At 33.3% G+C, this 14,613-nt stretch carries 12 protein-coding genes; 3 read left to right on the forward strand and 9 right to left on the reverse strand.

The genetic code is table 11. From position 1 onward, the window contains the following. The first annotated feature begins 1,355 nt into the window (after window positions 1-1,355). The gene (locus tag AB671_RS00815) at window positions 1,356-2,477 is read left to right on the forward strand and encodes a lactonase family protein (protein WP_185114120.1); all 1,122 of its coding nucleotides are present in this window, start codon (window positions 1,356-1,358) and stop codon (window positions 2,475-2,477) included. Window positions 2,478-2,529: 52 nt separating this feature from the next. After that, a complete protein-coding gene (locus tag AB671_RS00820; RefSeq protein ID WP_066680719.1) occupies window positions 2,530-3,156 on the forward strand; it encodes a hypothetical protein in 627 nt (208 codons plus the stop codon). Window positions 3,157-3,162: 6 nt separating this feature from the next. Here AB671_RS00820 and AB671_RS00825 read toward each other — a convergent pair whose 3' ends face one another. The 9 genes from AB671_RS00825 to AB671_RS00865 all read right to left on the reverse strand — a co-directional run bounded on the left by AB671_RS00825 (window position 3,163) and on the right by AB671_RS00865 (window position 12,965). Continuing rightward, window positions 3,163-3,792, reverse strand: a complete 630-nt coding sequence (locus AB671_RS00825; protein ID WP_066680723.1) for a peptide deformylase — start codon at window positions 3,790-3,792, stop codon at window positions 3,163-3,165. Between the two features lie 333 nt (window positions 3,793-4,125). Further along, window positions 4,126-4,998 (reverse strand): ChaN family lipoprotein, encoded by an 873-nt coding sequence (locus AB671_RS00830; protein ID WP_066680724.1) that lies wholly within the window; start codon window positions 4,996-4,998, stop codon window positions 4,126-4,128. Between the two features lie 370 nt (window positions 4,999-5,368). Continuing rightward, window positions 5,369-6,397, reverse strand: coding sequence for a hemin-degrading factor (locus AB671_RS00835; protein WP_066680725.1), 1,029 nt, complete (start codon window positions 6,395-6,397; stop codon window positions 5,369-5,371). A 5-nt stretch (window positions 6,398-6,402) separates the two neighbouring features. Further along, a complete protein-coding gene (locus tag AB671_RS00840; RefSeq protein WP_066680726.1) occupies window positions 6,403-7,053 on the reverse strand; it encodes a class I SAM-dependent methyltransferase in 651 nt (216 codons plus the stop codon). Window position 7,054: 1 nt separating this feature from the next. Further along, window positions 7,055-7,825: a heme ABC transporter ATP-binding protein gene (locus AB671_RS00845; protein ID WP_066680728.1), complete on the reverse strand. Its 771-nt coding sequence runs from the start codon at window positions 7,823-7,825 to the stop codon at window positions 7,055-7,057. Further along, window positions 7,825-8,865 carry a FecCD family ABC transporter permease gene (locus tag AB671_RS00850; protein WP_082987192.1) on the reverse strand — a complete coding sequence of 347 codons (1,041 nt, stop codon included), beginning with the start codon at window positions 8,863-8,865 and terminating at the stop codon, window positions 7,825-7,827. Before AB671_RS00850 ends, AB671_RS00845 begins: the two co-directional genes overlap by 1 nt. Then, on the reverse strand, window positions 8,849-9,727 hold the full coding sequence (locus tag AB671_RS00855) for a hemin ABC transporter substrate-binding protein (RefSeq protein WP_066680731.1): 879 nt from the start codon (window positions 9,725-9,727) through the stop codon (window positions 8,849-8,851). Before AB671_RS00855 ends, AB671_RS00850 begins: the two co-directional genes overlap by 17 nt. Before the next feature lie 24 nt (window positions 9,728-9,751). Beyond that, on the reverse strand, window positions 9,752-10,837 hold the full coding sequence (locus AB671_RS00860; protein ID WP_066680735.1) for an HmuY family protein: 1,086 nt from the start codon (window positions 10,835-10,837) through the stop codon (window positions 9,752-9,754). A gap of 10 nt (window positions 10,838-10,847) precedes the next feature. Continuing rightward, window positions 10,848-12,965: a TonB-dependent receptor plug domain-containing protein gene (locus AB671_RS00865; protein WP_066764701.1), complete on the reverse strand. Its 2,118-nt coding sequence runs from the start codon at window positions 12,963-12,965 to the stop codon at window positions 10,848-10,850. A gap of 256 nt (window positions 12,966-13,221) precedes the next feature. Between AB671_RS00865 and AB671_RS00870 the strand changes: the two genes are divergently transcribed. Beyond that, window positions 13,222-14,517, forward strand: a complete 1,296-nt coding sequence (locus AB671_RS00870) for a T9SS type A sorting domain-containing protein (protein ID WP_066678049.1) — start codon at window positions 13,222-13,224, stop codon at window positions 14,515-14,517. Window positions 14,518-14,613 lie beyond the last annotated feature (96 nt).

The following is a 14,613-nucleotide window of genomic DNA, read 5'->3' on the forward strand; positions in this document are numbered from 1 at the left end:
TTTATAACCTTTTTCTTAATTTTGACTACGTCGAATCTTCGATTTCTAAATTAAAATAAACTTTGTTTATTCTTGTTTTAACATTAAGAATTTCAGTTAATTAATCTAAATGCAAATAAGAAATCAATGAATTGATTTTTATTAAGTCCTTTAAGCTAAAAGGTCTTAATTCCTTAATGTTAAAAATAAACTTAATTTTTAAACAGACTCTAAGAGTTTATCTAAAATTGATATAAAATCTGCTCAAAATATGAGCAGATTTTTTTGTTTAAAATAATTGACAAAAAACTAACAATAAACACATTGCTCAAACAGAAAACACAGAAATATCATTATCAATTTGGGAAGGTCTTCCCTCAAACTGGTTTGCACTCTCCCAACTTGGGAAACATTCCTCGCAAAAAATTTTGCATTATCCCAAGTTGGGAAAGTCTCCCTCGAAATAAGTTTGCCTCATCCCAAATTGGGAAACCTTGCCTCTAAAGTGGTTTGCTAAAATTGCAGATTAAAAGCATAGAAATTCAGTATTAAATTTAGAAGACTTAATTAAGTAGTTGATAGGTTTTAGTTGACGGTTGATCGTTTGAAATTCAAAAAATTTAAAAAACTAATAACCTGAGTTCGATTGTTACAAAAGATTAAATCATTGATAATTAAACTTTTATATTTCAATCAATATGGTCTGGCTTTAGCTCGATGTAAATGTGAAGACCACAATTGGCTTTAGCCAAAGCTTATTGTAAATTTCGGCTAAAGCCAATTAAGTTTACGATTATTTAAAATGGGCTAAAGCCCATTCCTATTGATATTTAGTGTTAATTTAATAATCGAACTCAGATTAATAACGAGTTATTAAATAGTTTCAATACCTTATTTTGGTTCGAGTTTTAAAGGATATGTATTATATTTGAAAATAAAAATTGATTACATAGCAAAAAGCTTAAAATGTCTTTTTACCAAAAGGAATCAAATGAAATAATTAAAAAAGGAATATTCAAAAGTTGACAAAGTGTAGTATTTTCATTTATTGTTTGTTTTACTAAGTACTAATAATGGTTAAATCATACATTTTGTAACGTAATATGATTGCAGCCCGACCTGAGTGGAAATCCTTTTTTGTTGCTGGAAAAATGTAGGCAAAAAAGATTGACTCCGTCGAACCACTCCGTTAGGTTTGGGAACGGAGGGCGGAATAGCTGCCCAAAATACATTGTTAATTGTTTTAACATACTTAACTTTTGAATAACTTATTTCTTCATAAAATATTTTCGTCGATTTTGTGGTTAAAAAACGACATATACTAAAAAGTAAAACCAATTTTTGTACTCTTTACCTAACACAGTCAACTCTATATTTTGAAAAAACTTTTCGTCTTAACCTTTACTTTTTGTACTTGGACCTGTTTCTTTTCTCAAAACACGTATGCTTTTTTCGGCTCTTTCAATTGGGATAAAAATACGGAAGGAATTTATGTTTATCAATTAGATACCATTAGCGGAAATTTGTCAAAAGTTACATCTGTTACCGGTATTTTAAATCCTTCTTTTCTAACGGTTTCGCCTAATGGAAAATATATTTTCGCATGTACTGAAAGTAAAACCGAAAACGGGGGAAGTGTAAGTAGTTTTGAGTTTAAACCCCAAAATAAAACGCTAACTTTTATCAACAGTCAAAAAAGTGGTGGCGAAAATCCAGTTTATCTTACCGCTCATAAGAATGGAAAATGGCTCGTGAATGGAAACTACACCGAGGGAAGTGTTTCCGTTTATCCTATTTCAGAAGGTGGAAAAATTGAACCTTATGTTCAAAATTTTCAGTTTTCGGAAGGAAGTATAGATGCTGGCAGGCAAAAACGTTCGCATATTCATTCTACTGTTTTTTCTCCAAACTTTGATTATATCTTTTGTCCTGATTTGGGAGCAGATAAGATCAGGGCTTATCAATTTAAAAATGAAAAGGCGGAACCTTTACAAGATGCTGAAATTTCTTTTACAAAAACAACTTTAGGAAGCGGACCAAGGCATTTTACATTTCATCCGAATGGAATATTTGCATATTGTATCGAAGAAATGGGAGGAGCAGTAAGTGCATATTCTTACGAAAACGGGAAACTGAATAATCTACAACGAATCAATACCCATTCGGAAAAATATAAAGATAACTTTGAGAGCTCTGATGTTCATATTTCACCCGATGGAAAATTTTTGTATGCCTCAAATCGAGGAAAGGAAAATAACATTGCCATCTTTTCAATTCAAAATAACGGTACATTAAAAACTGTCGGTTATCGATCTACAAAAGGAAAACATCCGAGAATATTCAACATTGACCCCAGCGGAAAGTTCTTAATTGCAACCAATACCGGAACCAGCAATGTGGTTGTGTTTAAAATAAATGCAGAAACAGGTTTATTAAAAAAGGTTGGAAAAAAGATTAAAATAAAAAATGTTTCTTGCGTTGAATTGAGAAGTTATTAATTCCTTTGATAAAAGAATTATTTCATTATTTTTGATTTCTAAAATATCCATCATGAAGTACCTTTTAAGTGTAAGCTTACTTTTGTCTGTATTTTTCTGTTACGGACAAAACTATCCATTTGCTACAGAATTTGTAACCGGTAAAGTAGTCCTTAAAGACTTATCTGAGCTTGATGGGCAGATAAAATGGTTTCCCACTCAAAATGATAAATTACATTTCAGATTAGATGAAAAAGCAAAACCCGCAAAATATACTCCCAATGATATTACAAGCTTCTCTGCAGAAGGTTTAAAGTTTGTTCCGCTACATAATTTTAAAGCTTACGCAGATAATTATGCATTAGTAGGAACCCCTACAAAAATCACAGAGACCTTTGGAGAAGTGGTCTCAGAAGGAAAATTCAATATCTATTTCACATCGATCAGAGGGTATAATGCAATTGCTAGGACACTAGAAGATTACCCCAATTTTGTATTTCAGGATGCTAATGATGCTGACAAAAAACTCTATGCTTATCCGTACAGAATCAGAATGAAAGAAAAGAAATACGAAAAAGCAAAAGAAGACCTTTATATTCTTTTTAAAGATCATCCAGAAATTGTTGACAAAATAAGAGCTTTCAAAAAAGAAAACGATTTTTTAGAGATCATTAAAATGATTGAAGATATCAACAAATAAAGCAGTTTATCTTCTTACAGAATCACTTTTCTTAAAAGCATCTACTTTCAGGTAAGAATCATTCTCTTCTTTTTTCTTTTTATCTGAAATTAAAATTCCAAAAAGATGATCAATTTCGTGCTGGAAAATAACTGCCGTAAAACCTTCAACCATTTCTGAGAATTTCTGGCCTTTTAAGTCAACATATTCCAGTTGAATGACTTTACTTCTGTAAAACTGATCATGAAAATCGGGAATTGATAAGTCTCCTTCCGGACCGAGATTTTGTAACTCTGACCTCCAGGTAATCACCGGATTGATGAAATATTCCAAAGGTTCACCGGCTTTGTCAAAACGCTGTACCCAAATTATTTTTCTATTGATTCCAACTTGCGGAGCGGCAATTCCTACTCCACCGTCAGTTGAAAGAAGTGACTTCTCCATTCTTTTAACCAAAGTTGCCGTGTTTTTGTCAAGCGGATCAATCTCAGTAGAAAGCTTCAGTAAAGTTTTATGTTGATGAGCATCGGTAGTCTGATAGATAGGTAAGGCTAAATTAATATCACCCTGATTGATTAATGAAATTTCATTGGATGTCAATTTCTGAGCATTGATAAAACCGATGAACAGGATGAAAAGTAAAGAGATTTTTTTCATTTTTTAAAATGTTAAACAAAGATAGAAATGTTTTTAGGTTTAGGCTAAAGCCAATGGAAATATTTGCATTAAAAAAACGGACTAAAGCCCGTTTCTATTGATATATTTCGTTTAATTTTTCTCACGCAGATTGAGCAAATTCCGCAGATAAAAAGATCTGTGACGATCTGTTTGATTCGTGGGATAGTGTCTTTTTAACACATTAGTCACTTTAGAATTTAATTTTAAAATGTATAAAAGAACACATTAGTTTTGAAAATCAAAGATTTTCTTTGGACACCAACTTGATTCTTTTACTTTTTCACTTTGCTCTTTTTATTTGTTTCTTTAAATCTAATAAGTCTTGGTCATATCCGCCGGAATAATCAGATTAAAATCTGTCGGAATGTATTCTTTTTCAGGAATTTTTAATTCATCATCTTCAGATTCAAAAACAGAGATTACTGCCATTTTCAGATTTGGGTTTTTCTGTTTGATGTACCAGTAAATTCCGCCAAATTCTTTACTATGGAAGTTTCCGTTGTAATGAATAAATGTTTTTCCTGGCTGCAGATTATTTAGAATAGATTCCGCCATCGTTGCATCTTTCGTTGCCTGAGCAGAAATAAAATTCATCACCTTCGTACCTTCTGCATGGTCGCCCATCATTTTTTTCATTTCAGGATAACCGGGAGTGTCTAAAGTAACATTGATCGGCAATTGTGCAATGTAAGACTTTTCTTTTTCACTCAGTTTATTTAAAGACTCCAAGCCTTCTTTTGCCGTCTGAGACGCATATTTTCTTGGAATATTGGTCGCAATAAAGTTTAGATTTTTATCTTTTGCAAAATCAACCAAAGGTTTGTAATCAGTCGTATAATTATTCCACAAACGAACAGAGTCTTTCAGGTTTTTAGCTTCAATTTTACCCGCAAGATACTTATTAAGCTGTGGCTGATTGTCTCTTTCAAACATTTCGGCACCCAATGTGATCTGCTTATTTTTTTTGTCGTAAAGCCCTTCTGTAACTTTTAACTGAAGCCAGTGCACGATCGAATTATTGTGAAGTTCCCCAAAGAAAACAACATCATAATCAGCAAGCTGTTTGACCATTTTTTCAGCTTTAATGGCTTTTCCTTTTTTATTATAAAACTGATACGATTTAAAATTCTGCGCTTTAGAAACAGAAAATCCTAAAACTAATAGGACGATAAAAATATTTTTCATTTTATTAAGTTTTTAAACAAGAATATTACAAATTTATATTGACTGTATTCCAAATGTAGGTTTGTTGGTTTTTCGCAAAGACGCAAAGTTTTCACCTTTATTTTGTTTTTAAGGCGCAAGAAAATCAAAGATTTTCAGCAAGTGATTTATTAATCGAATTATGCAAATATGCAGTTTTAAATTTTATCGAAGATAAAATCCTTGCGACTTAAAAAGTAAATTTAAAAAATTCTTGCGTCTTTGCGTTTTCCAACATTATATCTAAATTTAGAATCAGTGTTATTTGTGATAGACATTTTTGTTTAAGTTCAACAAAAAAGACCGTTTTGAATCTTCAAACAAAACGGTCTTCATCCAATCATCTAATTATTTATTTTTCAAGATCTGCTACCAAATCTTTCCATTCTTGTAATTCAGGGATTCCCGGCTTTCTTTTTCCAAAGAATTGTACGATAAAGTCACCTTCGCTGTTGAATACTTCGATTGCCGTAACTTCACCATCTTCAGTTGGTTTTTTCACGATCCAAGCTTCAGCGATCTTTGTAACATCTAAATGTAAATTGAAATCAGGATCCATTACATTAAACCATTGTTGGTGCCACATTGTTTTTTTCACTTCTCCGGTGTGAATCTGAATAATTCCTCTGTTCCCCACGAAAACCATGATAGGAAGTCTCTTTTCAGAAGCATCTTCCAAAACGTTTACCACTTTTGAAGGATCAATTTTTTTAGCATAACCTTCCGGAGCTAATCTCAAAGCCTGAGTTCTTGAAACCCCGAATTTTCTGGTCATCATAAAGAAATCGTGAGTATCTTTCAATTCTGTCCAAGCTTTTTTGAAACCTTCAGCATCAATTTCTGAATCTGCTTTTTCAGGAGCTTTTGGGGCAACTGCTTCAAATTCGAAAACTTCATTTTGGTTTTCAGCTTTAAACTGAGCAACGATAGGATCGAAAGCTTCAACATTGCTGTCTTTCGTTAAATAAATCTTGTGAAGTGCTAAACCATCTTTTCCAAAGAACTGAAGACTTTTTTTGTCACCTTCTACCACAGCGAAAGCAAATTTCCAGTGATTCTGGAAAATCCTCAAATCGATATCTTCACCTACGAAAAGCTGTGCATGCGGACTGCTGAAATCACCGTTTAAATACGTTCCTTTTCTTTCGTGAACACATTCGTCATTTCTTGTTAGAGCCATTACTTTTCCTAATTTTTCAACTTCTGTTAAGATGTTTGCAAATTCAGGTTTTAGAACGGTTACTTCTTCTCCTACGTTAGTTAATAATAATTCTGCTTCGCTTACACCCAATTCTGCAGCGGCATTTCTTATTCTCATATGTGGATTTTCTGCTTTCAGAGCTTCCCATTTTTCTTTCAGATTGTTAACTATTGTATTCATTTTATTTATTTTTTTATGGTTAAAACTGTGTAATTTCTTTTGATCAATTCGTCTCCGGTTTTGCTTTTTATTTCTTCCTCTTTTTCAGAAATTTTCATTCTTTTAAAAAGACTTTTAGAAACCGTTTCTTCCATTTCATCCGAATTGTAAAGAGTAAAATCGAATTGAGTGAAAGGTAGAGTTTCCATGAAATCTCTCTGTCCGAAAGTAAGAACAAATGTTCCGTTCTTTTTTAAAACTCTGTAGATCTCGTTTAAATACTCTAACGGATCTTCCCAGAAGTAAACTGTGTTTACAGTGAATATTTTATCGAAAGTCTTATCTTCAAAAGGCAGTTTCGTTCCTTCATACAAAACAAATTCTGCCTGATCTTTAAATGTTTCATTTAATCTTTTAGCTTCAAGATGCATCGTTTCGGAAATATCAATTCCGGTGTATTTTATGTTTTGAGCTAAACTTAAAAGACTTTTTACGTGAGCTGCATTTCCGTGACCAATTTCAAGAATGTGCTCGTCATCTTCAATTAAAAGAGTTTTGATGCTTTCCAATGTCATTCCGATGTTGGTTTCATTCATCATTTCTCCAATCTGAATACCTTTTTCGCCTTGCGGATTGGCAAGGTTTTGTGCTAATATTTTTAAATCTTTTTGTTCCATATTATCCGAAAATAATCATTGGGTTTTTAGTAATCGGATGATCGCAAATAGTACATGGAAAATTGTAAGCCTCACTGATATTTTCAGCCGTAAAAACTTCTTCCGGTGTACCGTATGCTGCAACCTGTCCTGATTTCATCAATAAAATTTTATCTGCGTACTGAGCGGCCAAATTTAAATCATGCAACACGACCACCGCAGAATTTTCATGCTTTGTGAAATTTTTAATGATTTCTAAAGCTTTATACTGATGTTTTATATCTAAATTATTCAGAGGTTCATCCAAAAAAACCAATTTTTGAGTGATCTCATTATCCAATTGAGCTAAAACTCTTGATAAATGTACCCTTTGTTTTTCTCCGCCCGACAAAGTATTGTATTCTCTGTCTTTCAAATGATAAACATCGGTTTCATACATCATTTTGTTCATCGCTTCATGATCTTCCTTTTTGGGTTGAGCATCGAAATACGGGTAACGTCCCATCATTACGACATCTTTTACTTCCAAAGGAATATCGTTGGAGTTGTGCTGAGAAAATTTAGCTTTATGTTTTGAAAGTTCGGCAACTTTCCAGTCTCTGATGTTTTTATCTTTAAATAAGATCTGGTGATTGGTTTTCACTTCATTTGCCAAAACACTCAGTAGACTTGATTTCCCTGCTCCGTTTGGACCAACGATCGCTAAAAATTCGCCAAAGTCTAAAGAAACATCCACATCATTTAGAATATGAAATTCTTTATGTTTATAACTTATTTGCTGAGCTTTTATCATTATACTGACTTTTTAAATTTCAACAAAATAGCAATGAAAATAGGTGCTCCCATCATTGCCGTTAAAATTCCGATGGGTAATTCTGATGGTTCTACTACACTCCTGCTCACTGTATCTGCTGTAAGTAATAAAACACTACCGAAAATGGCAGATAATGGCAAGATAAAACTGTAATTAGATTTAAATAAAAGCCTTAAAATATAAGGTACAATTAATCCTACAAAACCAATTGTTCCGGAAAAAGCTACACAACTTCCCACCATTAATGAAACGATGATAACGATTTGTTTTTTTAATCTTTCTACATTAATTCCTAAATGCTGTGCATCTTTTTCGCCTAACATCATCGCATTTAAAGCTTTTCCTTTAGGTAAAAGAATAGTGTAAGAAATAATTAAGATCACCGCTAAAATAATATTCTTCGTCCATGTTGCTGCGGCTAAACTTCCCATATTCCAGAAGGTTAGATCTCGCAATTGCTCATCTTTTGAAATATAGATCAGAAACCCTGTAATAGAAAAACCGATCGCAGAAATGGCAACGCCCGATAAAAGCATCATGACCACATTGGTCTTCCCTCCGCTTGTAGAGATCTTGTAAACCAGCAACATGGCAAGAAGAGAACCAATAAAAGCCGCAATCCCGACAAGGGAAAATTGTACTGCCTCAGGAAGATATTCTCTGAAATGCCCTCCTAAAACAATTGTAATTGCCGCCATTAATGTAGCTCCTGCTGTCAATCCTATTAAATCTCCTGTTGCTAAAGGATTTCTGAATAACCCCTGCAAACTGGTTCCTGAAACCGAAAGCATACTTCCGATAATGATCGCCATCACTATTCTGGATGCTCTCACATCCCAAACAATATATTTATCACTTAAAGACAAGTCAGACTCACCTACAATTACTTTCCATAAAACTTCAAACGCAGATCTATCACCGAAATCATAAACCCCTGTATTCAAAGACCATACTGCTATAAAAATGAGCAGTATGGTACTTAATATCATGTAAAAGTATAATTTACTTTGTGCTTTCAACTAAAAGTTTATTTAATGAAACTGCAGCCTCGCCCAGTCTAGGACCGAAACCTGAAACTAAACCACCATCCATTGCGATAATTTTTTTGTTTTTACCCGCATTGGTTTGAGAAACACCCGGCATTTTTAAAGCACCCTCGTTTCCACCTGAACTCTGTAATCCGCTTGAGAAGAAGAACAATACATCCGGATTTGCTTTTACCACCGCTTCCGGAGTTAAAGGTTTGAAATCTTCAAAGTCATTAACTGCATTTTCTCCTCCTGCTAAATTAATTAAGGCCGCCATTGGGGTATTTTTACCAGCAACCATCATCATATTTCCTCTTGCGTAGATGAATAATACCTTTGGTTTTTTAGCGATAGGCTGAATTTGTTTTAAATCGGCATCAATTTTATCATTTAATTTCTGATAATCTGTATTACCCACCGCTTTTGCAACGTCAGCAATTAATTTTTTGGTTCCTTCAACGGTATATTCCTGCTTAAAAGTTTCAGTTTTGATTCCTGAAGCTTTTATTTTACCCATCAATTCTGGGTTGATATCTTTATCTGAGCCTAAGATCAATGTGGGCGAAACTGCCATAATAGGTTCGATGGTGATTGACCTTACGTGCCCCAAATTTTCAGCAGTCGTTTTTAAAGATTCTGGATATGTGCTTGTAACATCTGTTGCAACGATCTCTTTTTCGTGACCTAAAGCGGCAACGATCTCAGTAATTCCTCCGTTTAAAGTTACAATTTTATTATTTGATCTTGGAGTTTCTGCAACAAGTTCATTTCCGTTTTCTGTAGGCTTTTGTACTTCTTTCTGACAAGAATAGACTGCCATAAGAACAGAAGCGGCAAGGATGAATTTTTTCATTTTTATCTGATTTATTTTCTAAAATTATAAAGGTTTATACTCGAATTGAGGATGACCTCTTTCACCTTTCTCATCTGTCATATTTTTAAATCTTAGTTTAAAATAATATCCTTCTGCATCTTTTATTACATAGAAAACATTACTTTTTACCTGAGATCCGGAAGGTCCTGCTTCTCTCCAGTTACCTCCAATCACTCGTTGATCGTTATATACGAATTTAGACTGATCAATATCTGACAATTTAAAATTATTATATGCTTCAGTTCCTGTTACAGTCCCTGCTGCATTCACTTCATAAGCTCCTGCACCACCCATATTATTAATGGTAATAAAATCAGCATAGACGTAAGTTCCCATTCCCTCAATAACATTAGTAAAGACTGTAAAACCAATATCCCAATTTTTCTTTTCGGGCTGAATAACTACATCATTATTATTAACCAAGCTTACGAAACTGTAATTATATGCTGAGTTTTTAGTAACATTTAATTCTTTGATATTCGTAGTTTCATCAAGTGGTGCATATCTCACTTTATAACCGTTACCTTGTCTTAAAACCTGTATCTTCATCCATCCTCTTGATTCTGAGCCTGTATTAACAGAACCAGCAGCTACATTCCCTGTAAAAACTTTTACCCCCATATTAACAAGATAGATCCCATTCTCCGAGGCATTCGCTTTTACTTCTTCAATCGCAGTATATCCTGAAGGTATATTACCTTTTACATCATCAATGTATTTTATATTGGCAGCGCTATATGGACCGACTACAACCTGACTTGTTAAAGTTGCTACACTTGCCGCTGTCACTTGTTTGATATCTGTTGCGTTAGGAACTTTAGCTGCAGCCATCGCTACTGATGAATTCAAAATTATTTTAAACTCATTACCTGAATAAAAAGCGAGATCCCAGTCTCCTCTTTTTGTAGAAACCATAGAGTTCGTCCCGAAGTCAAACCAAACTTGATTAGGTTGAGTAGCACCACCAACTTTGGCATCTACAGTAAATCCGTCAGTTTTTGGCACTACAATTGGATCATCATTATCGTTAATACACGACTGTGTAATAAATGTTCCTCCAATTAAAAGATAAAACAATATTTTTTTCATTTTTAAAATTTTAGAAATTATAGCCAATTCTTACAAAATAGCTTCGGCCGTAGAAAAGATTAGAACTTGAATCGGCAGCATCGTGAACATTTCCAGAAATAGTAGTATCTCTAACCGATGATACATCGAAAATATTTTTCACACCAGCGCTTACCTCAAAATGATCTTTAAAGAATGGCTGAGTAACCGTAAAATTCATCATGCTAAAATCGTTTCGCTCACCAATGATATATTGAGAAGACGTAAGGTCTGACATCAAAGTAGGTATTTGAGTTTTCCCAGTATATTTATAGAATAAAGATAATGTAGTATTTGTTTTAGGAACAATATAATTAGCGGCAACATTCGCCTCAAAAGTGTAGAAGAAATCATCAGGTGAAAAAAGTCCGTCCTGATTCAAAACTCTTGAAATTCCATAATACGCAGCATTTGTTGATAAACTAAACTGACCTTTTTGAGCTCTGAAATTGGCTTCAAACAAATAGCTTTCAAAACGATCAATATTAATATATTTAAATTTTAAAGGATTACTGCTAACCTGCGCCATTTCAATCCTGTCTTTTACTTTCAGATAAGTAGCACTGGCTCCTATTCCCAGGTTCCACCCTGAATCTGTGGCTATTTTTTTATCAGCATTTAAAGAAACTGTCATTCCTTTTTCCGGACTCAAATCTGGATTCCCCTGAATATCATGATTACTATCTACCTGGTAGGTATATAATTCATCAAAATTTGGAAATCTGTTGGCACTCCCTACAACAAGACGAACATTATCATTATCTGTTACTTTTGCTCTGGCTGTTAATGAATAATTATGCTGTGTATCGAATTTATCACTTAAAGCTAAACGGTAACCTGGACGAATTGAAAGCCAATTAGCTGCATCCCATTCGACTGACATGAAATTAGCATAATTAAAAATTTTTCTTTTTACATCATTTATTCCCCCAAAATTACCTGCTATATTACCTGCAAACCCGGTTGTGTGATCCAACTCATATCCAATTTGAAAATCAATTTTATCATTATCAAGAAAATTACTAAAAACTCCTCTTGAATACAGTACATCAGATTTATTATAAGACTGATATTCATTTAAATTACCTCTTACCTGCCTATTTGGAATATCATAGACAAAATCTCTGTATTTTCTGTCCTGAGTTTGATATGAAAAATCTCCTGTATAATTAATTGCTCCAAGTTTTGCTTGTACATTTAGCTGATGAACGTATCGTGTAGTTTTATAATCTCTATCAGTAGAGATAAATGTTCTGTTACCTTCCCCTAAATACAGTTCTTTAACGATTGGATTGTAATAATTAAGTTTCTCATTTAAAAATCCAAATTTGTAAAAGATGGATGTTTTATTCTTCGAATAACGTATAACCCCGTCAACATTTAAAATATCTTTCGGCTGCCAAGCATAACCTCTTTTGTCATCTTGCTCGAAATACTTATACCCCTCATAATTACCTTTGAAACCTTGAAAATCATTGTGGTTTATATTAGCTCCTACATACCAATTATCACTGATATTATAACCAATATTCAAATTTTGAATGTGTCTTCCTTCTCCATTTTTATACCAATCATACTCTTTACCTACCGTTTCTTCTTGTAGAAATGCATTTAATGTTAATTTTTTATGACTGTTTTTTTTAGTAATAATATTGATAACACCTGCAACAGCATTACTTCCATAATCTACTCCCATTGAGCCTCTTACAACTTCAATTCTTTCAACATTGTTTACATTCAATTTTGTAAGATCAATATTATTTCCTAAGCCAACATCCCCTACAACAGGTATATTATCTATGAGAATTTTTGTGTATTCACCACCAAGTCCCATCAGGTTTGCTGTGGAATTTCCTGAATTTCGGTCTGATGTAATGAGAATATTTAAGCTTTGATTAAGAACTTCCGCAACATTTGTGGCCGCCATATTCTTAATTTGTTCCGCATTAATAACCTCAACCTTATATATAGATTTATTAATAGATTGCTGAGTATATTGCCCGGTGATAACAACTTCTTCTATTTTTTTCTGATTTAGAGAATCTTTTTCCTGTGCATTTATCCAACAAATAGTAGACAACATCACAATTGAAAGTACCTTCTTCTTCATAAACTCAAAATTTTCGACAAATATAGCGCTTTATTTAGAACAAGTAAAAATAATTAAAACTTTATGAAGTGATATTTTTAATATTCAATAATGATAAATGAATTTTGAAAATGATAACTTATTTTTAAATAAAAATGCTAAGTGTTTAATATTAATGGATTTGTAAAAATAAAAACAAGATAAAAATCATTGTTTTATTTAGAATAATTAAAAACTAATTCTTAATTTTGCATCATATTCAAAAATAATAGAAAAAATGAAATTAAAATTACTTTTTACAGGATTAGTTTTTTCAGCTTTCGCAGCAAACGCTCAGGTAGCGACCTTAAATGAGAATTTCAACAGTTTTAATACAGGAAATACAACTTTCCCTCAAGGTGGTTGGTCTGCGGTACTTCCTCCAATGAATACTCCACCAAGTCCACCGCCACCAATGATGATTGTTTATGCAGAAGCAAGTGATGCCAGCAATAGATATGTTTCATCTTATTCGGGAGGTAATAAAGATACTCCGCAGTATTTAGTTTCACCACAGATCGTTGCTCCTACAGGAGACAAGACACTTTCATTCAAAGCAAGAAGAAGTTCACAGAATGTTGCTGCAGTAATTGTTCAAGTTGGTTTGGCATCAAGCCCTACAGATATGACAACTTTCGTTGCGGTAGGAGCGCCAGTTACACTTTCTGAAAATACTTATCAGACGATCACAAGAGTGATCCCAAGCTCATCTTCATCTTATATTGTTTTTAAAACGGTAAATGAAGTAGCCCTTACACAGCATACTGCAACAGATTTTGATGATATAGTTTATGACACAACTCCGGTCGGTACGATCAACGAAAACTTTAACTCTTTTGTAGCAGCTACTACTACTGGTCTACCGCAGAATGGGTGGAATAAAGTTATAGCAAACTCAGCGATCAATGTATATGTGGCACCTAATAATGGAAGTAATACCGCTCAATTTTATGCAGCAAATTCGCCAGGAACACCTTCATATTTAGTTGCTCCAAAAATTATTGCACCAAACGGAACTAAAAAACTTCAATTCACGGTTGGTGCATCATCTAATTCTGGTGGTAGCTCTACCATTGAAGCAGGTATGGTATCAAACCTAACTGATATGACAACATTTACTTCTTTAGGTACACCAACAACTATTGCTGTGGGTTCTTCTCCACAAACATTTACTCTAGATGTACCAACTTCTACGAAACAATATATCGTATGGAAATTTACGGGAGCAGCAGCACATTCTGCAGCTTATGTAGATGACGTTACTTATGATGTACTTGCTTCTTTGGGAACATCAGATGTAAAAACGAATACAAATGCTTTTAAATTTGTTATTAATGCAAATAATGAAATTCAGTTTGTAGGTAGATCAAATGTAAGATCTGTAAAAGTTTATTCTGCATCAGGAAATTTGGTTGCACAAGGAGCTGCCAACAACAATAGATTTGATGTTTCTTCTTTAGCTACTGGAGTTTATGTCTTCACTTCTGAAGATGATAACAAAACAGTTTCTCATTCAAAATTTATTAAGAAATAATTGATCTTCAAATATATTCTAAAAAAGTTGATTACAATTTGTAGTCAACTTTTTTTTATTAATAATATGAATGACAATCGATTATCAATAAATTTC

The sequence above is a fragment of the Chryseobacterium sp. BGARF1 genome (assembly GCF_001677955.1).
GTDB lineage: Bacteria > Bacteroidota > Bacteroidia > Flavobacteriales > Weeksellaceae > Chryseobacterium.

Bases quoted from the DNA above. Each gene is read 5' to 3' on its own strand.
- AB671_RS00820 (WP_066680719.1), top strand. From the start codon at position 2,530: ATGAAGTACCTTTTAAGTGTAAGCTTACTTTTGTCTGTATTTTTCTGT.
- AB671_RS00825 (WP_066680723.1), bottom strand. From the start codon at position 3,792: ATGAAAAAAATCTCTTTACTTTTCATCCTGTTCATCGGTTTTATCAAT.
- AB671_RS00830 (WP_066680724.1), bottom strand. From the start codon at position 4,998: ATGAAAAATATTTTTATCGTCCTATTAGTTTTAGGATTTTCTGTTTCT.
- AB671_RS00835 (WP_066680725.1), bottom strand. From the start codon at position 6,397: ATGAATACAATAGTTAACAATCTGAAAGAAAAATGGGAAGCTCTGAAA.
- AB671_RS00840 (WP_066680726.1), bottom strand. From the start codon at position 7,053: ATGGAACAAAAAGATTTAAAAATATTAGCACAAAACCTTGCCAATCCG.
- AB671_RS00845 (WP_066680728.1), bottom strand. From the start codon at position 7,825: ATGATAAAAGCTCAGCAAATAAGTTATAAACATAAAGAATTTCATATT.
- AB671_RS00855 (WP_066680731.1), bottom strand. From the start codon at position 9,727: ATGAAAAAATTCATCCTTGCCGCTTCTGTTCTTATGGCAGTCTATTCT.
- AB671_RS00860 (WP_066680735.1), bottom strand. From the start codon at position 10,837: ATGAAAAAAATATTGTTTTATCTTTTAATTGGAGGAACATTTATTACA.
- AB671_RS00865 (WP_066764701.1), bottom strand. From the start codon at position 12,965: ATGAAGAAGAAGGTACTTTCAATTGTGATGTTGTCTACTATTTGTTGG.
- AB671_RS00870 (WP_066678049.1), top strand. From the start codon at position 13,222: ATGAAATTAAAATTACTTTTTACAGGATTAGTTTTTTCAGCTTTCGCA.